21 protein-coding genes are annotated in these 22,237 nt (G+C 67.6%); 7 read left to right on the forward strand and 14 right to left on the reverse strand.

Annotated elements, in window-relative coordinates; all coding sequences use genetic code 11:
• Positions 1–22 precede the first annotated feature (22 nt).
• From ON19_RS15990 to ON19_RS16005, 4 genes are all read right to left on the reverse strand, one after another.
• Entirely contained in the window at positions 23–1,723 is a 1,701-nt protein-coding gene (locus ON19_RS15990) for a DUF4153 domain-containing protein (RefSeq protein WP_083899413.1), read from the reverse strand.
• Between the two features lie 74 nt (positions 1,724–1,797).
• Positions 1,798–2,727: a HAMP domain-containing sensor histidine kinase gene (locus ON19_RS15995; protein ID WP_227955025.1), complete on the reverse strand. Its 930-nt coding sequence runs from the start codon at positions 2,725–2,727 to the stop codon at positions 1,798–1,800.
• Positions 2,728–2,897: 170 nt separating this feature from the next.
• Entirely contained in the window at positions 2,898–3,593 is a 696-nt protein-coding gene (locus ON19_RS16000) for a response regulator (RefSeq protein WP_063709442.1), read from the reverse strand.
• 78 nt (positions 3,594–3,671) lie between these two features.
• Positions 3,672–4,121: a MarR family winged helix-turn-helix transcriptional regulator gene (locus ON19_RS16005; protein ID WP_043692502.1), complete on the reverse strand. Its 450-nt coding sequence runs from the start codon at positions 4,119–4,121 to the stop codon at positions 3,672–3,674.
• A 139-nt stretch (positions 4,122–4,260) separates the two neighbouring features.
• Between ON19_RS16005 and ON19_RS16010 the strand changes: the two genes are divergently transcribed.
• Positions 4,261–5,712, forward strand: coding sequence for an MFS transporter (locus ON19_RS16010; protein ID WP_043692505.1), 1,452 nt, complete (start codon positions 4,261–4,263; stop codon positions 5,710–5,712).
• 18 nt (positions 5,713–5,730) lie between these two features.
• Here ON19_RS16010 and ON19_RS16015 read toward each other — a convergent pair whose 3' ends face one another.
• Positions 5,731–6,867 (reverse strand): lipase family protein, encoded by a 1,137-nt coding sequence (locus ON19_RS16015; RefSeq protein ID WP_043692508.1) that lies wholly within the window; start codon positions 6,865–6,867, stop codon positions 5,731–5,733.
• A 115-nt stretch (positions 6,868–6,982) separates the two neighbouring features.
• Here ON19_RS16015 and ON19_RS38980 point away from each other — a divergent pair, with 115 nt between their 5' ends.
• The 5 genes from ON19_RS38980 (at position 6,983) to ON19_RS16040 (ending at position 11,212) form a co-directional block, all read left to right on the forward strand.
• Positions 6,983–7,612, forward strand: coding sequence for a TetR/AcrR family transcriptional regulator (locus ON19_RS38980; protein WP_051168947.1), 630 nt, complete (start codon positions 6,983–6,985; stop codon positions 7,610–7,612).
• Between the two features lie 65 nt (positions 7,613–7,677).
• A complete protein-coding gene (locus ON19_RS16025) occupies positions 7,678–8,391 on the forward strand; it encodes an endonuclease/exonuclease/phosphatase family protein (RefSeq protein ID WP_043692511.1) in 714 nt (237 codons plus the stop codon).
• Positions 8,392–8,595: 204 nt separating this feature from the next.
• Positions 8,596–9,120, forward strand: coding sequence for a hypothetical protein (locus ON19_RS16030; RefSeq protein ID WP_083899416.1), 525 nt, complete (start codon positions 8,596–8,598; stop codon positions 9,118–9,120).
• A 321-nt stretch (positions 9,121–9,441) separates the two neighbouring features.
• Entirely contained in the window at positions 9,442–10,008 is a 567-nt protein-coding gene (locus ON19_RS16035; RefSeq protein WP_051168963.1) for a copper chaperone PCu(A)C, read from the forward strand.
• The gene (locus ON19_RS16040) at positions 10,001–11,212 is read left to right on the forward strand and encodes a Dyp-type peroxidase (RefSeq protein ID WP_043692518.1); all 1,212 of its coding nucleotides are present in this window, start codon (positions 10,001–10,003) and stop codon (positions 11,210–11,212) included. The genes ON19_RS16035 and ON19_RS16040 overlap by 8 nt, the downstream gene beginning before the upstream one ends.
• 46 nt (positions 11,213–11,258) lie before the next feature.
• Here ON19_RS16040 and ON19_RS16045 read toward each other — a convergent pair whose 3' ends face one another.
• Entirely contained in the window at positions 11,259–11,564 is a 306-nt protein-coding gene (locus ON19_RS16045; RefSeq protein WP_051168964.1) for a hypothetical protein, read from the reverse strand.
• A 316-nt stretch (positions 11,565–11,880) separates the two neighbouring features.
• On the opposite strand from ON19_RS16045, the gene ON19_RS16050 reads away from it, so the two are divergent.
• Complete coding sequence (locus ON19_RS16050; RefSeq protein ID WP_043692520.1) at positions 11,881–12,111, forward strand: DUF6400 family protein; 231 nt, start codon at positions 11,881–11,883, stop codon at positions 12,109–12,111.
• A 207-nt stretch (positions 12,112–12,318) separates the two neighbouring features.
• Here the strand turns inward: ON19_RS16050 and ON19_RS16055 are convergent, their stop codons facing one another.
• The 8 genes from ON19_RS16055 to ON19_RS16095 form a co-directional block, all read right to left on the reverse strand.
• On the reverse strand, positions 12,319–12,675 hold the full coding sequence (locus ON19_RS16055) for a putative quinol monooxygenase (RefSeq protein WP_043692523.1): 357 nt from the start codon (positions 12,673–12,675) through the stop codon (positions 12,319–12,321).
• Positions 12,676–12,688: 13 nt separating this feature from the next.
• Positions 12,689–13,840 (reverse strand): ferritin-like domain-containing protein, encoded by a 1,152-nt coding sequence (locus ON19_RS16060; protein WP_043692525.1) that lies wholly within the window; start codon positions 13,838–13,840, stop codon positions 12,689–12,691.
• A complete protein-coding gene (locus tag ON19_RS16065) occupies positions 13,837–15,912 on the reverse strand; it encodes a GMC family oxidoreductase (protein WP_051168948.1) in 2,076 nt (691 codons plus the stop codon). The genes ON19_RS16060 and ON19_RS16065 overlap by 4 nt, the downstream gene beginning before the upstream one ends.
• Positions 15,909–16,412, reverse strand: coding sequence for a hypothetical protein (locus ON19_RS38985; protein ID WP_051168949.1), 504 nt, complete (start codon positions 16,410–16,412; stop codon positions 15,909–15,911). The genes ON19_RS16065 and ON19_RS38985 overlap by 4 nt, the downstream gene beginning before the upstream one ends.
• Before the next feature lie 32 nt (positions 16,413–16,444).
• The gene (locus ON19_RS16075; RefSeq protein WP_043692528.1) at positions 16,445–17,935 is read right to left on the reverse strand and encodes an FAD-dependent oxidoreductase; all 1,491 of its coding nucleotides are present in this window, start codon (positions 17,933–17,935) and stop codon (positions 16,445–16,447) included.
• A 2-nt stretch (positions 17,936–17,937) separates the two neighbouring features.
• Entirely contained in the window at positions 17,938–19,641 is a 1,704-nt protein-coding gene (locus tag ON19_RS16080; RefSeq protein WP_157229729.1) for a Dyp-type peroxidase, read from the reverse strand.
• A 988-nt stretch (positions 19,642–20,629) separates the two neighbouring features.
• Positions 20,630–21,196, reverse strand: coding sequence for a DUF8020 domain-containing protein (locus ON19_RS39755; protein WP_227954816.1), 567 nt, complete (start codon positions 21,194–21,196; stop codon positions 20,630–20,632).
• Between the two features lie 333 nt (positions 21,197–21,529).
• Positions 21,530–22,225 (reverse strand): MerR family transcriptional regulator, encoded by a 696-nt coding sequence (locus ON19_RS16095; RefSeq protein WP_043692690.1) that lies wholly within the window; start codon positions 22,223–22,225, stop codon positions 21,530–21,532.
• Positions 22,226–22,237 lie beyond the last annotated feature (12 nt).

Below are 22,237 nucleotides of genomic sequence, written 5' to 3' on the forward strand. Positions count from 1 at the left end.
TACAAGTGTATTGCACGGGAGCTCACCGCGCTCTCGCCCGCGAGAGATTCCAGCTCTGCCAGGTGTCCTCGTCGAGGTCGGCGCGCAGCCGGGCGCGCACGTCGGCGCGCAGGGGTTCGGGAAGCCGATCGATCGCCGGCAGGATGTCGGGCGAGAGGGTGAGCAGGTACTCGGTGTCCAGCGATTTCCCCCGTTGCCAGCGATCGACGTTCTCGTCGGCGATCAGTCGTTCCGGGTCGAGGACGGCGAGGACGAGCAGCGTGGCCATCGCGGTGCCCAGTACGGCGCGCGGCAACCACGCCCGGCGCAGCCGCACGACCGCGACCAGGACCAGGACGTAAACCAGGCCCAGCCACATTTCGCAGGCTTCCACCAGGAGACGCAGCACGGTGAAGCCGTAGGCCTGCTGGTAGGTCCACATTCGGCCGAGGGCCGAGGCGACGATGACGAGGGCGAGCAGGCTCACCGCCGTGAGCAACCCGCGCAGCCACCACCGATCGGCGGCGGTGTCCTGGGCGGCCCAGCGCAGCACGATCAGCAGCACCGCGAGGGTCAGCACGGTGACCGCCGAGAGCTGCCAGAACCCGGTGCGGGCGTATTCGGCATAGGTCAGACCCGAGGTTTCCTGGACGTAGTCGTCGCCGCCGAAGAGCGCGACGAATTGCGTCGCGACGAACGCCGCGAAGAGGATCGCGAGCGCGCCGACCGGCAGCGCCCATTCCGTCCGGCGCAAAGTCCGCCCGCCCGCTGCCGCGGTGGCGGGCAGCGGGGGTCCCGCGAGCACGTACATCGCGCCGAGCGCGCCGAGCGCCACCACCGCGAACACGACGACCCACCGCACCACCGACGGCATCTCCAAGTCCGGGGTCACGGTCTCGAGCAGCGCGGCGAACATCGCGTCGGCGCTGCCGAGCAGCGGAACGAACACCGCGAGCAGCGCGAGGGTCACCGCCACCGACAGTCCGAGACGCAGCCCGCGTGCGGTGCCGCCTGCGCGCACCCGAGCGGTGCCCGCGTACGCCCACGGCACAGCGGCCACCGCCTCCAGCCCGACCGCGAGGGTGTCGTAGAGGATGCCGTTCGCCGACCGGCGTCCGACCACCGCGAGCGAACCGGCGACGCAGGCCGCCACGACGCACAACGCGAAGAGCCAACCCGCGGCGCGGACGGCCCCGACCGCGAGCAGAGCGAGTGCGACGGTCGCCCACCACAAACGGCCCGCGTTCCACACGTAACTCGTTGCCGCCGTCAACCGTTCGGGCGCTGCCTTCGCGTTCCCGGAGGCTCCGGCCGTCGTGTCGGTCACACTCTTGCGGGCATTGCGGTCGACGAGGAAGACCGCCGAAGCGGTGATCGCGGCGGCGAGGACCCAGCCGATACCGGGCCGGTCCCAGTGGATCAGGATCGCCGCGGCGAGTCCGGACACGAGCGCCGCGAGCGCCACGCCCGGAGGGCAGGCGACACGGCGCCACTTGGGCGGCCGCGGCGCAAGCACGGGCACGCCGGAGGGCGGCGTGCCGGGCTTGCCGTCCCGGGCAGGCGAATCCGGAGCGGTGGTACTCGATGCCTCCTGCTCGCGGCCCGCCGACGCGTCCGATACCGGAGCAGTGGGCGCAGCGGTCTGTTCGCTGGAATCGGTTGTCGTGGTTTCAGCGCTCGAGGCAGGCGGTGCGGACGCAGGCGACGGCTCGGCTGTCGGGGCGGATTCGGGTTCTGGAGGCATGGTTCGTTCCTTCGGTGGGCGTGCGGAATGGCCCCGGGTCCGTCCTGGCGGTCCGGGTCGTGGGGTGTGGCAGATCAGCGGCCGGGCAGAACCACCCGGATGCGGGAGCCGGGATCGGCGACGGCGATGGTGCCGCCGTGCAGGTCGACCACCCAGCGGGAGATGGCGAGGCCGAGCCCGGTGCCGCCACCCGAGGTGCGGCCGCGGGTGAACCGGTCGAACACCCGGGCGCGTTCGGCGGGCGGTATGCCGGGGCCGTCGTCCTCGACGTCGATCACCACCTCGCCCGGCACCACGCGCACGGCGAGGCGGACCTCGCCGCCCGAGGGGCCGTGTCGAGCGGCGTTGTCGAGCAGGTTCAGCAGCACCTGGTGCAGACGCGCGCGGTCGGCGTACACGCGGGCGGTGCCGGGCAGCACGTCGGTGCGGAAGCGCACGCCGCGCCCGAGCGCGGCGGTCATGACCTCCGCTTCGGCGACGACGTCGGCCAGCAGCGGCGCGATCGGCAGATCCTCGCGGTCCAGCCGTAGAGCGCCCGCTTCGATGCTGGAGAGGTCGAGCAATTCCGAGACCAGCAGCGCCAGCCGTTCGGTCTGGGCCAGCGCGGTGCGCAGGGTCGCCGGGTCGGGTTGGGAGACGCCGTCGACCAGGTTCTCCAGTACCGCGTTCAAAGCGGTGATGGGGGTACGCAATTCGTGCGAGACGTTCGCGATGAGGTCACGGCGCTGCTGGTCCGCCGCGGCCAGGTCGGCGGCCATCTGGTTGAACGCCTCGGCCAGTTGCCCCACTTCGTCGCGGGAGCTCGCCCGCACCCGCAGGGTGTAGTCGCCCTGGGCCATCCGCTTGGCCGCCGCGGTCATCTCACGCAGCGGCCTGGTGATGCCGTGGGCGAGGAATTGTGAGGTCACCAGCGCGATCACCACCGCGGTGAGGGTGGTGCGCGGCGGCAGCCACCCGATCTTGAAGCGGAAGAACCCGAACGCGACCCCGCCGGAGCACAGCATGAGGATCGCCAGTTTCAGCTTGATCGACTTCACCGGGTCCAGCGGCCGCGGCAACAGCTCGGCCGCGCGGTCACCGACCCGGCGCACCCAGCTCCACCTGACTCGAACGGCGCCACCGGGCAGGTCCGAGCCGATCCGTTCCACATCCGGCGCTCGGCCCCGCTCGGCGCTCATCGTGCCTCCAGGGCGTATCCGACGCCGCGCACCGTGCGGATCAGGTCGGCGCCGAGTTTGCGGCGCAACGCCTTGATGTGGCTGTCGACCGCGCGGGTGCCCGCCGCGTCGGACCAGTCCCAGACGTCCTCGAGCAGCCGCTCGCGCGCGAGCACCGTGCGCGGACGGCGAGCCAGCCGGGCGAGCAGTTCGAATTCCAATGGCGTGAGCCGAGCTTCGACCTCGGCGCGCCAAACCCGGCGCTGATCGACATCGATGCGGAGGTCGCCGACCAGGATCGTCGCGCCGTCGCGGTCGGCCGCCCGATCCATCCGGCGCAGCAGCGCGTGCACTCGGGCGGCGAGCACACGCAGCGAGAACGGCTTGGTCAGATAGTCGTCCGCGCCTACGCCCAAGCCGACCAACTGGTCGGTTTCGTCCGCCCGCGCGGTCAGCATGAGTACGGGCACCGGCCGACGCGCCTGGATGCGCCGGCACACTTCCAGCCCGTCGAAGCCCGGCAGCATGACGTCGAGGACCACCAAGTCGGGCTCGACGGCCTCGGCGGCGGCAACGGCCGAGGGACCGTCGTGCGCCAGATCAACGGTGAACCCCTCCGCCCGCAGGCGCGCCGCGACGGATTCGGCGATGGTCAACTCGTCGTCCACCACCAGGATCCGCCGCGCGCCCTGCGCCGGTGCGCTGTGTTCCATGCACGGAACCCTAGCCATCGGCTGTGGAGAGATCCGGCGGCAATTGTGGAGGTTTCGTGTGCATCCGGCGGCTCGCGTTCACGGCCGGGGCCACGGGCGCTTGTCGATGCGTTCGATATCGGTGTTGAACCGCTTCAGGAATCCCGCGAACGCGGCGACGTCCTCGGCCGTCCAGTCCGCCAGCACGGTCTCGAGTGCGTGCACGTTGTAGGCCCGTTCGGCGTCGAGCTGCCGCCCGCCCTCGGTGGTGATGCGGAACTTGCGCGCCATGCCGCCGTCCGGATCCGGAATGCGTTCGATCAGACCGGCTTTGCGCATGGCGGTCGTCTGACGGTGCAGCGTGGAGGTGTCCAGACCGAAGGCTTCGCTGAGCTCACCCACGGACATGGGCCCCTGGACTCGCAGCCTGCTCAGCACGGTGTAGGCGCTGCGGTCGAGGTGGCCGCTGCCCCGGCGGGTCTTCGCGCTGAGGCTGTGCCGCCCCAGCAGCATGGTTTCGAACTCCACCGAAGGTACGGGCTTGTCCACGCGACACTCCTGCCGATCTCGCGAGCCACGGGCTCATCACCCCGCAGCTATACCACATTCATGCACCTGTGCAGGGAATTTGCATAGTACAACCCTTGTGCATGATGCAATCAATATGTATCGTGCACATCGATCGAGAATGGAGATTCGCGTGGCAGCACCATCCGCAGTCCGGTCCGAGGGCATCGTCGGCGTACTCGCGGCGGCGGGCATCGTCGCCGCTCTGATGCAAACCCTGGTGGTGCCGTTGATCGGGGATCTTCCCCGGCTGCTGCACACCACCCCGTCCAATGCCTCCTGGGTGATCACCGCGACGCTGCTCGCCGGCGCGGTGGCCACTCCGATCACCGGAAGGCTCGGCGATCTCTACGGCAAACGCCGGATGCTGCTGGTGTGCACGGTTCCGCTCATCGCGGGGTCGCTGGTGTGCGCGGTGGCCAGCTCGGTCGTCCCGATGATCGCCGGACGCGGCCTGCAGGGCATCGGCATGGGCGTCGTCCCGCTCGGCATCAGCGCGTTGCGCGACGTCCTGCCCACCGAACGGCTCGGCACCTCCATCGCGGTGATGAGCGCATCGATGGGCATCGGCGGCGCACTGGGGCTTCCGCTGGCCGCTGCGGTCGGCGAGAACGCCAACTGGCGGGTGCTGTTCTGGGGCTCGGCCGTACTGAGCGCGGGTGTGGCCACGCTGATCTGGCTGCTGGTGCCCGCCATCCCGGCGCGCGGAGGCGGCGGCTTCGATCTGCTCGGCGCACTCGGCCTCGGCACCGCGCTGGTGTGCCTGCTGCTCGCGGTGTCCAAGGGCGCCGACTGGGGTTGGGCCGGCGCAACCACCCTGGGCCTGTTCGCGGCCGGTGCTCTGGTGCTGGCGCTCTGGGTCTGGTGGGAGCTACGGACCGCCGACCCGCTGGTCGACCTGCGGGTGACCGCGCGCAAGCAGGTCCTGCTCACCAACGCCGCCTCCATCGTGGTGGGGTTCGCGATGTACGCGCAGTCGTTGATCATCCCGCAGCTGCTGCAACTGCCGGTGGCCACCGGTTACGGCCTCGGGCAGTCCATGCTCGCGATGGGACTGTGGATGGCCCCCGCCGGGCTGGTGATGATGGCGGTCTCCCCGCTGGGCGCCCGGCTCTCGGCCGCGCGTGGCCCGAAAGTGACGCTCATCGTGGGCAGCGCGGTGATCGCCCTCGGTTATGGTTCGTCGGTCCTGCTGCTGGGCTCGACCTGGGGCCTGCTCATCGTCACCTGCGTGTGCAGCGGTGGCGTCGGCTTGGCCTACGGCTCCATGCCCGCGCTCATCATGGGTGCGGTCCCGCTGTCGGAGACCGCGTCGGCCAACAGCTTCAACACCTTGATGCGCTCGATCGGCACCTCGGTCTCGGCCGCGGTCGTCGGCGTCGTGCTCGCGCAGATGAGCACCCGCCTCGGTACCCACACCATCCCCACCGAAGCTGGGTTCCGCACGGGTTTGCTGATCGGCTGCGGCGTCTCCGTGCTGGCCGCACTCGTCGCGCTCGCCATCCCGGTCCGCAAGCCGACCGCGCCGCCGCAGGACGCCCTCGACCTCGAGCCGGCGGCCGCACGCGCCTGAGTCCTCGCCAAGCCCCGGTCAGGCGAACAGGCGCGCGACGAACGGAATGCTGTCAGCCAATGAAGCGGCCATGGTGGCGCTGTGATCCTTCCCCGGATACACATGGACTTCGGGCCGCACGCCGTGCGATTCCATGTCGGCCACCAACTTCGCGGTCAGCGGGGCAGGGACGTCGGTGTCGTTCGTGCCCTGACCGACGAAAAGCGGGCGGTCGTAGCCGGTGAGAGGAACGTCCATCACGGGGCGGGCAGTGGCGACGAAATCCCCGTCCGCGAGCGGGCGCGAGAACAACCGGTTGACCGGAATCCCTCGCGCGCGGCCGGCCAGCGGTTGAAAGCACAGCGACTCCGCGGCGTTCGCCAACTGCTTGCCGTCGGGGCTGAGGTAGCTGTCCAGGTCGAAGCCGGGGCGCGCTGCCTTCAGTCCGTTCATCACATATGCGAGGTAGGCGGTGAGGTGCGCGTTGTCGATCGCCGGCGCGTCGGGCCCGAGGAACGAAGCGGCGTCGACGATATTGGCGGCCGGACCGGTGGCGACGGAGCCGCGATAGTCGAGCTCGGAGGCGTACCTCGTGGCAAGCGACGCGGTGAACAGCGCGGCGCCGCCGCCTTGGGACTGGCCGATCGCGACCCACTTCGACGACAGCGATCCGTCGACGGCGCGGGCCGCGCGCACCATGTCGATCGCCGCGTGCGCCTCGGCGCGCCCATCCAGGTAGGCGTGCGGGCCCGGGGTGCCCAGACCGATGTAGTCGGTCGCCACGACGGCGTAACCCTGCCGCAGCCAGGTCGCCAGGTAATCCAGGTCCCGCTTGCTGCGACCCACGGTCGAAGGAGCGCACTCGTCGGCGAGGCCGACCGTTCCGTGCTCCCAGGACAGCACCGGCCAGCCGCCACTCGGCGGTGCGCCCGCGGGAACGAACACGGCGCCGCTGGAGAGTGCGGGCTGGTCATCGGAGGTCCGGGTCCAGTACGTCACGCGGCGGGCCGTGCCCGTGCCCTCGATCCAGAGCTGTTCGGGCAGCGCCGCATCGGTCGCGACCGTGCCCGGCGCCGCGCCGGCGGCGACCGGATCGGCCCCCACCGAACCGACCGACGGCCCCGCGAAGAGCAGTGCCGCCACGGCCACGCTGATTCCTGCACGTCGCACCGACATGGCGCCACCTCTCGTTCTCGGCTCGATGTCTCGACGAGACACTCTAGCCCGACTCTCCCCTAAAGTGTCACTTTGAGACACCAATGTCGGCGACATCGGGAAGAGGGATTGCGGCATGACGGGCGTGAACGGTCCGCGCGAACGCGAGAAGGCGCGAGTTCGCCGGGAATTGGTCGATGCCGCGCTGCGACTGTTCGAGCGGCACGGGTTCGAGCAGACCACCGTGCAGCAGATCGCCGACGCGGCGCACGTTTCCCGGCGCACCTTCCACCGGCATTTCCCGTCGAAACTCGCGGTCGTCTTCAGCCATGAGGAAGACCTGATGGCACAGTTGCTCGCCGCCGTCGACCTGCGCCCCACGAGCGAGTCGGTGCTGACCGCACTGCGCGCGGCGCTGAGCGACTTCCTCCTCGACGAACAGAACGCGCGGGCACGCGACCGCCAAGCCGAGACGGCACGGCGGGCCAGGCGACTGCTGATCGGCAACCCGGAACTGCGCCGCGAGAACTTCATCGGCGCCCTGGGACGACAGCGCGCGATGGCACTGAACTTCGCCTTACGCGCCGGGCTCCGCGCCGACGATCTGCGGCCGCAGCTCACCGCCGCGGCTTGTTTCGCCGCTTTCGGCGTCGGCCTCGATCACTGGATGCTGGGCGAGGACCATTCCGTCGCGGCCTTGCATCGCATTCTCGATCACGCGGTCTCGTCGCTTCAGCAAGGCATCGACATCCAGGGCGCGGGGTGAGCGCATCGGGCTCGGTCCAGCCCGCGCCGCAACCTGTTTCACCCGGTTCGCCTACGATCGCGAGGGTGATCACGGTGGCCACTTGGAACGTTCTGCATCGCGTCCACGCCGAGAACTGGTATGAGGACGTCGCGACCCGCTGGCCGGACGAGGGCGCACGGATCGCCGCGATCACCGCGCGGGTGGCCGAACGCACCGAGCGGATCATCGCGTTACAGGAGGTCAGCGGCGATCAGCTGGCCAGCCTGCGAATGGCCCTGCCGGACCGGACGTTCCACGCGATGCGGTATCAGCGGCTGCCGACGCCGCGGCGTATGCCCAGTTCCCTACTCGACGGCGGCGAGTACCTCGTGGTGCTCACCGCCGAACCGAGCAGGGAGCTCGCGGCCGAATCCTTCGCCCACGATCACGGCAAAGGCGCCCTGGTCGTCGACGCGGGCGAGCTGACGGTGATCGCCACCCATGTGACCGGCGACCGACGGCGCACCGACCAGTTGTCCCGCCTGGCCGAACTCGCCTCGGACGCACCGGCGCCCGCTGCGGTGCTGCTGGGCGACTTCAACACCGATCGCGCCTCGGTCGCCGCCGAACTGGGCGACGACTTCGTCGTCGCCGAGTGCGCCGCCGGTTCGCTGCCGACCCGCCCGCGCTCCTCGGGCGCGAAATCCCAGTACATCGATCACGTGGTCGTGCACGGCGCGAGCGTCACCGGGGCATCGGTCGACGACGTCGGCGGAGTATCCGACCACAACCTCGTCCACGCGGCCGTCACGGTGTGAGCGGACCTCGGCTTCCGCGTCGCGCGCACCCTTCAACGCGATGAACGGCCCCGCGGATCGGCGTCGGCCTGCGGGAAGTATTGCGCGCAAAGCTGTCTCGTTCCGTTTCCGCGCCCGTGCGGCTCGAGCCGGGGCCGGACCGGAGTGCCGCGGCGGGCTCGATCCGATGTCCACAACGGCTACGACAAACGGTAGTATGAGTCGGTGCGAAATCCGACGGTGATGGCGGCGCGGCTGCGCGGCGCGTTCGTCGGATCCGCGGCGGGGGCGGTGAGCATCGCCGCGCACGCACTCGGTGGGGGTGCGATGTCGCCGGGCGCCTCGCCGATCGCCACACTGATCGCGGTCTGCGCGGCGGTGGGCGTGTTCGTCGGCGCGCGACCACACCGCCACGGGCTCGGCGAGATCATGGCGACGCTGGCGATCGCGCAGGCTCTCGCGCACCTCGCATCCACCCTGTCGAACGCGCACCACCACGACGCGGGCGCGACATCGGTCATGCTCGGCACGCATCTCGCGGCTGTTCCGCTCGGCGCGCTGCTCATCCACGCCGCCGAACAAGCTGTGCTGCGTGCGGCCTCCGAGATGCGGCACACCGTGCGGGTCCTCGCCGATCGCCCCGGCGCACCGGTGCGGATCAGCTCGCTCGCGTTCGGCCGTGCACTCCCCCGGCCACGGCGCCTGCTGCTCAGTTCGGGCTCCGGCCTGCGCGGCCCACCGCCGAACTGACCCTCCACCTCGCAAGCGGACATCGCAGGCTCATCGCCGACGGGCGCGCGATGCGCTCACCGCCGCCCGCGGCCGATCCGGATCACCCGCCGATCCCGTGCGGCTCGTAGCGGTCTTCGGCGGCGTCGATCACGGCCCCGCGCGCCACGACATGGCGGCCGACGAACGATTCGTCCCGAGATCCGGTGAATCGCGCCTCGTTCCGCGCATCAGCGGTCGAAGTCCCGCATCCAGGTGACGGCTCCGTTGCGTTGCGTGCGCCGCACTGTCTTCGCCCGTCCCGCCATGCGCCACATCACATCTCACATCTTCGGAGTTCTCATGCATACCTTCACTCGGCAACGCACCACGCGCTTCCTGCCCGGTGCGATGGCCGCCGCTGCGGCGGCGCTCCTCTTGACCGCCTGTTCGTCGGCCGACGCGACGCAGGCCGCCGCCTCGGCCGACACCGTCACCATTTCCGATCAATGGGTCAAAGCCGCCGACAGCGGAATGTCGGCGGCGTTCGGCGACCTGACCAACTCCGGCGACACCCCCCGCACCATCGTCTCGGCCACCAGTCCCGCTTCGGAGCGGATCGAACTGCACGAAGTGGTCACCGACGCGAACGGGACGAAGGCGATGCGGCCCAAACGCGACGGCTTCGTCGTTCCCGCGCACGGGCGCACGCAGCTGCGGCCCGGCGGCGACCACATCATGTTCATGGGTCTGCTCGGACCACTGCGCACGGGGTCGCAGACGTCGGTCACGCTGACCTTCGACGACGGCTCGAGCACCACCTTCACCGCCCAGGTGCGCGACTTCTCCGGTAACCAGGAGAATTACGTGCCCGACCACGCGGGCGGCGAGTCCCATACCGGCGCGCAGACCCCCGCGCACGGTGGCTGAGCGGACCGAACCGAGACCCGCACGGATCAACCGGCGGCGTCTGCTGGGCGGCGGCGCCGTCGCGGCAGGCGCCGCCGGTATCGGGCTCGGCGCGGCCGCCCGCACCGGGCGGCGGGACCCCGATCCGTCGTCGGGGGACGCGACGGTGCCGTTCTACGGGCCGCACCAAGCCGGCATCGACACCCTCCCGCAGGCGCATGCGGCGTTCATCGCCTTCGACCTGAAGCCGGGCGCTCGCCGCGACGACCTCGTCGGACTGCTGAAGATCTGGACCGGCGACGCCGCCCGGCTCACCCAGGGCAGGCCCGCGCTCGCGGACACCGAACCCGAGCTCGCGCTGCGCCCGGCGCGGCTCACCGTCACGGTGGGTTTCGGACCCGCGGTGTTCCCGGCGACCGGGCTCGAGCAGCACCGGCCGTCCTGGCTGCGGCCGTTACCGCCGTTCGCCATCGACCGGCTCGAACCGGCGTGGACCGGCGGCGACCTGCTCCTGCAGGTCTGCGCCGACGAGGTGACCACGGTCTCGCACGCGGTGCGGGTGCTGTGCCGGAGCGTGTCCTCACTGGTCACGGTGCGCTGGGTGCAGCGCGGATTCCGGAATGCCGCGCCGGGCAGGACACCGCGCAACCTGATGGGCCAGGTCGACGGCACGGTGAACCTCGCGCCCGGCACGCCGGAGTTCGCCCGTCTGGTGTGGGATGACGGCGCGGCCCGGCCGTGGCTGGGCGGCGGCACGTCGTGCGTGCTGCGGCGGATAGCGATGGCACTGGACACCTGGGACGAAATCGACCGCGAGGAAAGGGAACTCACCGTCGGCCGCACCGTCGCCAACGGCGCGCCGCTGACCGGTGCCGACGAGTTCGACGAGCCGGACTTCGCGGCGGTGGACGCGAACGGGATACCGGTCATCCCACCGTCCTCGCACATCGCGCGCGCTCATCACACGCACGACGGCGAGCGCTTCCTGCGACGTGGCTACAACTACGACGACGCGCCCACGCCCGGCCGGATCTCCAACTCGGGTTTGCTGTTCGCCGCCTACCAGCGCGACGTGGACACCCAGTTCGTTCCGGTGCAACGCCGGCTCGCGGAGTTCGACGCGCTCAATGTCTGGACGACGCCGATCGGTTCCGCGGTGTTCGTGATCCCGCCGGGAGTTCCGGCGCCGGGCGGCTACCTCGGGCAATCGCTGTTCGAGGCCTGACCCGTGTTCGGCGCCGACGAGCACGCACCCGCCGGCGCCGAACAGGTCAGGTCCACAGGACGGCTACGAGAACGTTGACGATCGCCAGCACGCCCGCGGCGTGGGTCAGCCACGGCACCGACTTGCCGCGCTTGTCCCGCCCACGTCCGATCTCGGCGAATGCGGCCACCGCCACCGAAACGATCAGCTTCACGCCGATCTTCGCCATGTCCGGGTCCTTGCCGAGGGAGTCGATGGATTCGGCCATGCCGACCAGGATCACCCCCGTGACGATCTGCAACCGCGCACCCCAGACCATGAGTTCCGAGACGCGAGGCTGCCCCGCGGCATAGCCACCCACCACTGCGGCCATGCCGAGCAGGTGCGCGACGACTACGACGTTGTAGACGACTTCTGACACGTTCACGCTGCAAACATGCCACGGTTTCGGTGACAGCGCACAGTACCGATACCGGCGACCTGGCGGCACGCGTTTCCCCATCGAGCAGACCGTCACATCGCCGCGCAGCTGTGCGGGCGCGGCCTGTATCAGGCGACGCCGGTCTGGGAGACCGCCGACCTGTGACGAAGTCCAACCATGAAACGTGATACACGTCATTGCCCGAGAAGGCGTATTTGGGCATCGTCATCAATTCGTTTTCGAAAAGAGCCTGGTTGGAGATGCCCGGATGGCCGACCACAATTTTGCCTACGACCTCACGCTGGACGAGGCACGACGGCGCAGCGCCGTCGTCGCGGCGCTCGGTGACGACTGGGATCCCGTGGCGGTGCTCGCCGAGGAAGTTCTGGCCTACGACATGCTGTACTCGAATCTCGACGATGAGCAGCAGCGGATCTACGAGGAACTCGTCCAGGCCGGGATCCTCCCGGATCGGGCTATGCGCAACATTGCCGACTGATGTTCGGCCTCTTGCCTCCGGCGAGTCGTGACCTGGCTGCTCCGGCTCTCGGCTGAGTTCGGATACTGCAACCGTTCCACCCATCGGGCACCACTTTGCCCCGGCCACTGATCCGACGGCGACGGACCCACGGGAGGAGTTACCGTGTTGTCTACTGTAATGATCTTGAGGCTGGCGGGGCCCTTGCGGCACGGGTAATGCCGCCGTTCAGCCGCCGACCGCAGCGCCGCGGACGAAGCCGGCGAAGCGGTCGGCGAATTCGGCGCTGACGTAGAGCTTGCCGTCGTTGCACACGAACAGGTGCAGGTTGTCGGCCAGCCACTTTGTGAAGATGGAGCCTTTGCGGTGGGCTTCGAAGGCTTCGCGGTCTTTCCAGGCGCCGAGGAAGATCACCTCGTTCGAGTTCGGAGGAGGCAGCGAGCCTGTCGCGTCGGCGGTGTGCAGACAGTACATGAGGGTGTCGTCCTCATGTTGTTCCACCTGCTTCACCAGTTCTTTGAGTGCGGTCACGGCTTCGTCGCCCTTGCCGGGGACATGCCACCACTTCGTCACGATGCAGATCATTTGGCCTGACCTCTCAGTTCTGCGGCCTGTTCGCGCTGTGCGCCCGGTCATTGTGGGTTACGTAGCAGAATCTGGGGCACAGCGTGTGCCCCGGGGAGTTCGGATGCGGGATGCGCATCAGGCCGATGGCCATGTTCTTCAGTGCATACATGCCGTGGACGGCTTGCTGGAGCTGGGATTCGGCTGTCGCGGCGGCGCCGTTGTGGCCGGTCACCGCGTTGTTGTTCCGGCCCGAGAGGGCGTGGTAGAGGTTGTCGATAAGTTGCGTGTACGCGAGGTCGAATGCGATCAGTGCGGCGTGTTCGGGGCTGTCGGTAGGTGGGCTGTTGTGTGGGTCGTGCAGCGCCGGGTGGACGGCGTCATACTCGATCGGCAGGATTGCCCCTTCGGGTTTCTCGCCGGCAGTCTGGTCGCGGCGGAAGCGGCGGCCGGTTCGGAGTTCACGGAAGCGGGCGTAGTGGGAGTACATCTTCCATCGGGAGCCGAGATCGTCGCCGTCGATGACCGCCTGCCTCCCTAATGCCTCCTGAGGAAGCCCTTCGCCCTCGTCCACGATCTTGTTGATCGCATTCACCGCGCTGGCACGGTCTATCACCTCGATCACCTGGCCCGCGCCGCCGTAGTACTGCGTGCTCGGCACCTGATTACCGTGGGCGAAGTCCGAATCCTGGACTATGTGGTCGTCATTCAGCGCGGTGGTGATCGCGTGATAGAACTGGCCGATGGTCTGGTAGCCAACCGAGCTGGTCGCGGTCAGGTAATCCGCGCCGTGCAGCGGGTGCTCGATCCGGAGGAAGGTTTCCACGGCGTCCGGCGAGAAGGGGCGCAGTTCGAGTATGCCCAGGCCGGATATCACGGGACTGATCAGCGGGTAGGAGGGGATCGGGCTGAGATTTGTGTAGCTCTGGAAGTTGACGGGTTCGGTGCTCGGCCGCGTTCCGAGGGCGTTGAGGACGTTGGCCGCGAGCGTCATGTGGAGCATTTCCTCCATGACGACGCTGCGGATGGTCTGTGCCGCGTCGGCGTTGTGGCCCTCTTCGATGGAGTAGAGGGCGGTGAGGTAGACCGGGATGGTGCTCAGCTCGACGCCGACGGCGAGTTGCAGGGCGGCTGTCAGCTCCGCAAGATCGCGGATGGGAGTCGGAACGGTCTGTTGTTCGTTCACGCGTGCGATCCCTTCTGCTGACCCAGGATCTCGGCGATCTGGTCGCCGGTGCGGATGGCCAGTGCGGTCATGGTGAGGGTCGGGTTGGAGGTGCCCAGTGTCGGCATGCTGCCGCAGCCGACGATGTAGAGGTTGGGCAGGTCGTGACTGCGCTGGAAGCTGTCGACGACCGAATCCGTCGGATCGTCGCCCATGCGGTGCGTGCCCACGACGTGGCCCGCGCCGCGCACCCAGTAGGTCTCATCCCCGACCACCACGGCCGCCGCGTCCGAGGCGTCGTAGTGGGTGTAGTCGCCCGGCTGGTATGTGGGGCGCTGTTGGGGCTTGGCGATGCCGAGATACTCGAACAGTTGCCTGCTCGCTTCCGCTGCCCAGGGCAGCGATTTGCGTACGTACTCCGAGAGGTCGTATTCGATGACCGGGCGGTGCTTGCCGAGCGCGTCCTTGTATCGGTCGTCGATGGTGACCCGGTTTCTCTGCTCGGGGTCCTGTTCGAGCTCCCAGGCGATCCGGAATTGACGGGGCAGGACATCTCCGAGTCTGGTGCGCAGATTCTTGCCGTACAGCGGGCCCTTGTCTTTCTCACCGATGTCGACCAGGTCGTGGACCGTGTCATAGGGGGCGTTCTCCGGGAAGTTCCAGCCCCAGTTGCCGATCTCGACACGGAAGGCGGTCCGGTCGCCGCGGAAGTCACCGTCGCGGAAGGAAGGGATGCCGGACGTGGAGCCGGGGCCCCGGAAGGCGCCGACGTTGTCCTCGAGCAGTCCCCAGGTGAGCAACAGCGGATGGTCCATCAGGTTGCGGCCTACCTGGTCGCTGCGGTTGGCAGCCTGGGAGGCCAGCAGCAGGGTGGCGTTCTCGATGGCATTCGCGGCGAGCACGTAGATGTCGGCGGTCGCCGTGTGCTCCTGTGGTGGGCGGCCGTCGTCGAAGTAGGTCATGTATGTCACGCCGGTGACCACACCCGTCGGTCCCTTGTCATCGGAGGCCACTCCACGACCACGCGGGACGGCCGAGAACTCCGGGGTGTGCAACACACGGGTGACGACGCACTGGCTGCGCACAGTGACGCGGGCCTTGGACGGCGGGTTCGCCGACGTGGAGTCGGGGTAGTTGATGATCAGCTCGTACAGAGTTTTGAGCGCACTGTATTTCGCCTGGGCGGGGCAGATCGGAATGCAGCTCGAGTTGCCTTCGCAGCGCTGCCCCTGGTCGGCGTTGCCGACAGCACCGACGACCCGGTACGACTCGGTGGTCGGGGTGGAGTTGCGGGCTACGGGGGTGTTGCTGACCGTGAGCGTGAATTCGTGGCTGTCCAGGGGCTCGGAAAAGTTGGGATCCGGGAGGGTGTCCGGAGGGTCGGGAACGGGACCGGGGACATCCGGGAAGTCACCGAACAGCGTGACTGTCTTGTTGTCGATCTTGCCCTTGATGTAGTTGTCGAGATAGCTGGATGGAATCGGTCGCATGGGGAAGTAGTAGGCCCCGTGCCCGAACCTGTCTCCGTCCTCGCTCTGGAAGTAGTTCGTCGGCTCGATGCCGGGGTAGTTCTGATCGTCCACGTCTCCCGCAACGCCGATGATGTCCCACTCGGCCCGCTCGTAGTACGGCTTCACATCCTCGTAGGTCAGCGGCCAGTCGACGCCCCTGTTGTATGTCGTCTGCATCTTGAAGTCGTTGGGGAGCATCCGCAGGCAGGTGCCGAGCCAGTGCAGGGTCGTGCCACCGAGCGTGCGGGCGTAGTCACTGCCGAAGGGCATCGGGCCCTTCTGAACAAAATATCCCTTGCTGCTGGGCGGCCGGTCGATGTCGAGCACATCGGGCTGGGGTGCAGAACTCGTCGCGGGATAAGGGGAGTTGGGCACCTTGTACAGGGCCTGCTGGTACGCCTGGACATAGGTGTCGTACTTGTCGGCGCTCATGGCTGTGGCCCGGCCGGCCTCCAGGATCAGGATGTGGGGGTGCCGGGGCGGATTCTGCGCGGCGGCCTGCTCGATGACGGTCTTGGCGATGGTGGCCGCGGCGATGCCTCCGCCGACGATCACCAGATCGAAATGCTCGGGCTTGCTCATCGTGCTCCTTCACGGTCAGAAGGTCGCGGGCCGGTCGGGGGTTGTGCCCAAGAGCCGAAGCCGGGCGCCTTGGCGCCCATCGGATGTGCCCCGGCCGCGGCCCAGACCAGGCCCTCCCGATATGCCTGGGCGGAGATGACGTGTTCCACGTCGTTCGCGGTCGACCCGTGTTTGTCGCGGTAGGCCGGCGGCAGCGGATACCAGCGGCCGAGGTACCAGAGCTTGATCAGGCTGAGGACGACCGGACGGTACCGCTCAGCGTGGATCACCTTCAGCTCGAGAGCCGCATTGTTGTTCTTGTGGTTCTCGCGGTCCTGAGCGAGGGCATCGCCGGCGTCTCGGAGCAGGTGTCCGGCTTCGCGTTCGCCGATGATGCGCAGAAGGGTGTCGTAGTAGGTGTCGAGCAGACCGGTGGCTCCCAGTTCCGCCCGGTCGAAGCCGGTGAGGGCCACCGACAGGTCGGTGAAGATCTGTCGAGGTGTGGGTGTGTCGTTGGCCATGGAGGTACTCCCGAGCAGGGTCGGTGCGGGGATCAGTAAAGGGTCCGGTTGAGCGGGCTGAGGTCCAACGGGCGGGAATCGAGGTTCGGCCGGTAGTCGGAGTCGACCGACTGCTGGAAGTGGAAGAAGGGGTGGGGGCCCGGATCGGCCTTGTGCTTGATTTCCTTCAACCGCTTCAGGTTGTCGCCGTAGTAGGCCGTGGCCCAGTCCCTTTGGAGTGGGTCGATGTAGTTGACGTAGGCGCCGTGGAAGTCATTTTTGAGTGCTTCGCCGTAGTCGAAGGCCCATTCCACGTTGTGCCGGGTTTCGGCCGGGTTGTTCCAGATAGCTTTGAGTTCGAAGACGTAGCGCTTGTCGCGATGCGGGTACGGGCCTTGGTCGCGGCGATTCTCGGCGCAGACCTGGCCGCGGCCGTGGGTCCAGACGACGAAGCTCTCCTTCGACGGCGCGGTCTCCGAATGTTTCAGGAGGGCCTCGATCATTTGCGGAGTCCAGCCCTTGTTTCCGATCACTCCGGAGCGGATATAGGCCAGTCGGTTGCCGACGAGGGTGGCCTTGCCGAAGACGGCCTCCCACGTCGGCAGCGGCATCGCGTACAGATGGGTGGCGAGAGGTTTCAGCCTGAGCATCGGCCGGAGTAGGTCGATGCCGTCGGCGAACTCACCGTTGTAGACCGGGGTGATCCGGAAAGTGGGGATCCTGCGGGTCGGCTCCGTCGGGTCCGTCTGGTAGCCGATGTAGCCGTAGGCGGCCATCGCGTCGGGGGCGCCTGCGGCCCATGCGTCGTAGGCCGCGATCACGTGCTCGGCTCGATCCAGGGGGAAGGACAGTTCACCGCCGAGCATGGTCGCGGTGGGCGGACGTTGCAGTTGCAGGGTCATCTCGACGGCGACTCCGAAATTGCCGCCGCCACCGCCCCGGCAGGCCCAGAAAAGTTCTCGGTCGTCGGCGTCGGCGGTGGCGGTGAGGGTGCGCAGCTTGCCGGCGGCGTCGACGAGTTTGATCTCGGTGACGTTGTCGCTGCCGAGTCCGTAGGAGCGGGACACGAAGCTGTAGCCGCCGCCCAGGAGGAAGCCGGGCAGGCCCACGGTGAGGCAGCCACCGCCGACAGGTACCAGCCCGGGGTGGTGGGCGACGTAGTTGTACACATCGCTCCAGGTGGCGCCCATCTGCACGGTCAGCCGGTTGTTGTGCTTGTCCAGTGTCATGGTTTTCATCAGCCCGAGGTCCAGCACCACGCCGCCCCAGTTCAGGCAGTACCCGGCGGCACTGTGCCCGCCGCCGCGCACCGTCAGGGGCAAGCCGGTTCGACGCGCGAACGTGATGGCGTGTTCGACATCGTCGTAGGAGTTGGCACGGATGATGTATGCCGGTTCGGTTCGGGTGCGGCCATTGTCGATGGCGACGACCTGTGCGTAGTCGCGGCTGCCTGGTTCGCACACATAGCCGCTCAAGTGTCGGACCAGGTCGTTGAAGGCACTCCTGTGATCGGAGTCGTTGACGGTGCTCGTGTGACCGGCCATGGTCAGCTCCCTTCCCCCTGTGGCTCCACAACCGTGCCGAACTTCTTCAGGGCGCTCAGGCTCGGGACGAAGAAGTACTCGCCGCCGCGCATGCTCACCCACTGGCCGACTCGCTGTCGGAAGAACCAGTCCGTGTACCGCGGCGGCTTCTTACCGAAGTCCAGTTCGTTGCGGGAGCCGTACAGCTTGGGCCACGGTTGTTCGGCCGCCTCGGCGCGTTCTGTCTCGTCCTTCGGTGGCCCGCCGTCCCGGGTGCCGATCACCGGGTCGAGGCCGCAACGGCTGCGCAGGAAGTCCTCGTTGTTCGCCCACGCCTCCTGGATGAACTCGAACTGGTCGGCAATGCTGCTCTGCGCACACAGGAACAGCAGCCCGACTTTCTCGCCGTTCTTCGGCTCGAGTGTCACCGGGCCGTAGCTGATGGCCCGCCGCGCGATTCGCCGGGACCGTTCCTGGGTGAGCGGCACCCCGAACTGGCGCTGCTTGTCACCCCGCGGGTTGGATTTGCGGATATGGGCCTGGAAAGGACAGCGGATGCCGTCCACGTCGGCGTCGAAAGTGAAGTTGTTCGGCAGTTCACCCTGACCGGCGAGTGCTCGGTTCACCACCGGCGTTCCATCCTGGAATCGGCCGACCATGTAGGCCCCGGCCAGCGCGATGTCGGCGTCCGTAGGCTGGGGTGAGTTGTGCTGGGACTCGGGATGGCCGTACTCGGCGATCTTCACGGCGAGGCGCTTCTTGTCCGCGTGGAAGCCGACCACGTCCTGCTCCAGCTTGCGGTACACGAAATACGAGCCGTAGCCGTCGGGGCCCCCAGCCGGATCCTTGACCAGAACCTGCCCGAGGGGAGCACTGGGATCGTACTGGTCGATGCCGCCGTGGCGGGTCCGCGCCTGCTCGATATCGGAGGCGTAGAACAGCGGCTGGCTGATTCCGTCGACGAACCCGAAATGCTCCCGGACAGGGGCGGTGGGACTCGGATGCCCCTGCGCGTCCAGTCGCATCGCTGTGCCGATCTCCGACTCGACCGCGGCGCCGATGCCCTTCAGCTCGTTCTTCAATTTTGTCGCGAGCGTTTCGACACGCTTCGCGTCGTCGTCGGCAATGACTACCAGGGCATGTAAGTCGCCCCGGAACTTCTCCTCCCACTCCGACACCGGCGGGTCATGCAGATCCTTCACGCGGGCTTTCGCTCCCACAACGAAGGACGGGTCGTCGGGCGTGAGACCGGTACCGAGCGCGAGATCCCGATATGCGTGGATCGAAAGCATCACTCCGACGAAGACTTTACTGGCGTCCCGGACCCGCTCCCGTTGCTCGGCAGTCGCGTGTGTGCCGTTGTCCAGGACGATCTGGAGTGCTGCACGGTAGGCTTTCGCTTCCTCCCACTGTTGCATGGCCGAGGTAACGTGAAGGCCGGTTTTGTTGTCGGCCAGGTTGGCCAGCCATCTCCGGGCGCTCCGCCGGTTCGCGTCGGTGCTTTTCTCGAACTTGATGAACAGGTGCACGCTGTGGTCGCGCCCGTGGCTCTTGAGGAGGTTGCCCTGCATGTCTTTCAAGGCATTCTCCAGTGCCTGTTTCGTGTTGCGGGTGGGAGGAACTCCACCGTGGTCCGGATCGATGGCCGTTTGCGTCAAGTCGATTGCCATAAAGCTCTGGCGCTCCTCATGAGAATTGAAACCGCCCCGGTGAATCCACAGACTCACCGGTGTGACTGCCCCGCGGGTCGCCGGGCTGAATATTGAGCGCAGTGGGCAACCACCTTGTGCGGTGGCAGCACGTCACTGCGGTACTGGCTGAACACGCCGGTAATGGAACCAGTCGACCCATTCAGCGGTAGCGAACTCGACCTGGTCGATGCTGCGCGACGGTTCGCGCGCCGGGATCACCTCGGTCGTGTACAGCCCGTTAATCGTTCCGACGTCGGAATCACAGAAGCCCGAACCGAGCGCAGGTGGGAACCCGGCTTCGGACAGCCTCCCACCGAACACAATCTATGCATGGTGAGACCCCCTATCTGCATGATTTACAACGGTTTTGCGTATCAGACCGGCCGTTGCCGGCTCCAGATCTCGTGCTCGATCGCATCGAGCACGAGTGTCGCGGTCATCGATATCCAGGCGCACCAGCCGAGGGAGCTAGCCACAACTTTGCGCAAGCTCAGAAGTTCTCGGCCGCGAATTCGATTCTAGCGCAACGGGATACGACCACGGATGGTTTTGCAGACTTGATCGCTCGACCAGCGATGTCGCCCCAGCTCGGGTGCGGGGTGTTGGGGTTCGGCCTAGCGAGAGGTCGCTCTCGCAGGTTGCTCGTTGCGTCGCAACACACCTGAAAGAAGAAGTTCGGTGTCAGAGCTGCGCGGCCGGGGAGCTAGCTGTTGCGGGGGCATGACAGCCGATCACCGCAGCCGAACCGACGCAGGCAGCCGTTGGCCGGGCCTCGGTTTCCGCTGGAGCAGGCTCGCCGCCAGAGACTGGAGCCACTTCTTCCTCGATCGCCGAGATTCCCGCAGTGGCCGGCCCGGCGCCACTCGTCGTCGTCTGTTGTTCGTCCGGCAGCATGGGGTAATAATCGCCGCACTGCCGGATCTACCGGCAAACCAAACGACCATTTCGGACAGTGCGAGGCCGGGCGGATTTGTGACCCGCCCGGCCGTGTCGATTACTCTATTCGGTTCTTCTGGATGATGGATCAGAACGGGGTGAAGAAGAAGCCGAACCAGGCACCGACAGCAGCGCCGACCGCGCAACCGATGACGGCGCCGACGATGAAGAACCAGATTCCGATGGCAATGCCGATCGCGCAGCCGATTGCCGCGCCCACCAAGGCACCGCCGAACAGGGCATCATGCATCAGGCCCTGCAACTCGGGTGAGACCGCGGCAGGTGACGGAACACCGGCCGCCGGTGTCATCGTCAGCGTCCTACCCGACGGGTCGAGCGACGGTGTGACGCTGAAATTCTGGCCGGTCTCCATACGCAATGTCGTCGGAATCGCGCCGACGATCGCGCCGTCGTCCGCGATCACGTTGACCGCGTCCGGCGTCACCTCGAATCTGCCGGAGGCAAGATCGACTACTGCGCTGCGGTGATCCGCGGCCAGCGTTGTGGTGTAGGAGATAGGGCCGTCCACTCCGTTCATCGTGAGGCTTGCCAGAGTGCCCTCACCATGCGCTGTGGCCATTGCGATGCCCGTTGACGCTATGGCCAACAGAGCGGTCGCCACTAGTTTTTTGATAATCATTGGGAGTCCAATCATCGGACCGATGTGTGGATTCTTTCCCCCGGGCGGGCGACATTGACCGTCAGGTATGATTTACCACCTTCACCTATCGCTGTCGATAGGTGTTCGCTATAGGGGGTTTTTTCGTATTCGAAGTCGGTATTTTCCCCTATTCACACAGCGGCGCGAATGGTGAGATCCGGTAACGACTTACGGGTCGAAGACCTCCGCGATATCGCTGCGCGCATTCGCCGCGCCACTGCAGGACCTCCAAGGCCGCGGCGAGGGCAATATGGTTTGTCCGCCAGCGGTTTCGGAGTTCATCGGCAAGTGCCGGGCACCGATGATCGTGTTTGCAGTGGAAGTCTGCTACGTCTGGTCGAGCATGGTGAGGTAGGTGTCGAGTTGGGCCGCGCCGGCGAGCAGGTTGCGGCTGCGCGTGGTCAGCCGATCGTGCCAGGCGTCCAGGAAGGCGCTCAACGCGTCCGCCCCGCCCGCCTCGCGCAGCGAATCGATGAACTGCGCGACCTGGGTCAGCAGGTACCCGCCTCGGCGCAGCTGTCGCGCGATCTCGGCGTCGCGCACGCAGTCCGGTCCGTATAGGCGATAACCCGTTGCTCGGTCGCGTTCGGGGCGCAGGATGCGCTGAGTCTCCCAGGTGCGCAGCGTGGCCGGGTGGACGTCGAGCCGGCGCGCGAGTTCGCCCACGGTCAGCGGTCGACCGTGGGCAGGGGTCGGCATCGTGGTGGCCAGGCTGCCCAGAGCCGTTGCGACTTCGGCGCGGGTGTCGCGTTCGGCGAGCAGCGCGCCGTGTGCGGCGTCGATGAGCCGGTAGGCGGACTCGGTGTCGCCGCGGTTGATCGCGCGCATGATTTCGATTGCCCGCTGATGCCCGTGCCCGCCGCGCAACGCGAGGAATGCGCGTAGGGCCTGCGCGTGCAGGGGCGTGTAGCGCCGGTAACCGGTCTCGCTGCGCTCGGTCGGCGGGAGGACGCCCGCGTCGTCGTAGTTGCGGATCGCCTGTGCGGACAACCCGTGCTCCCGGGCGAGGTCGATGGGCCTCAGCTTGCACCTCCG

Source organism: Nocardia abscessus NBRC 100374, assembly GCF_000308455.1.
GTDB classification, from domain to species: Bacteria; Actinomycetota; Actinomycetes; order Mycobacteriales; family Mycobacteriaceae; genus Nocardia; species Nocardia abscessus.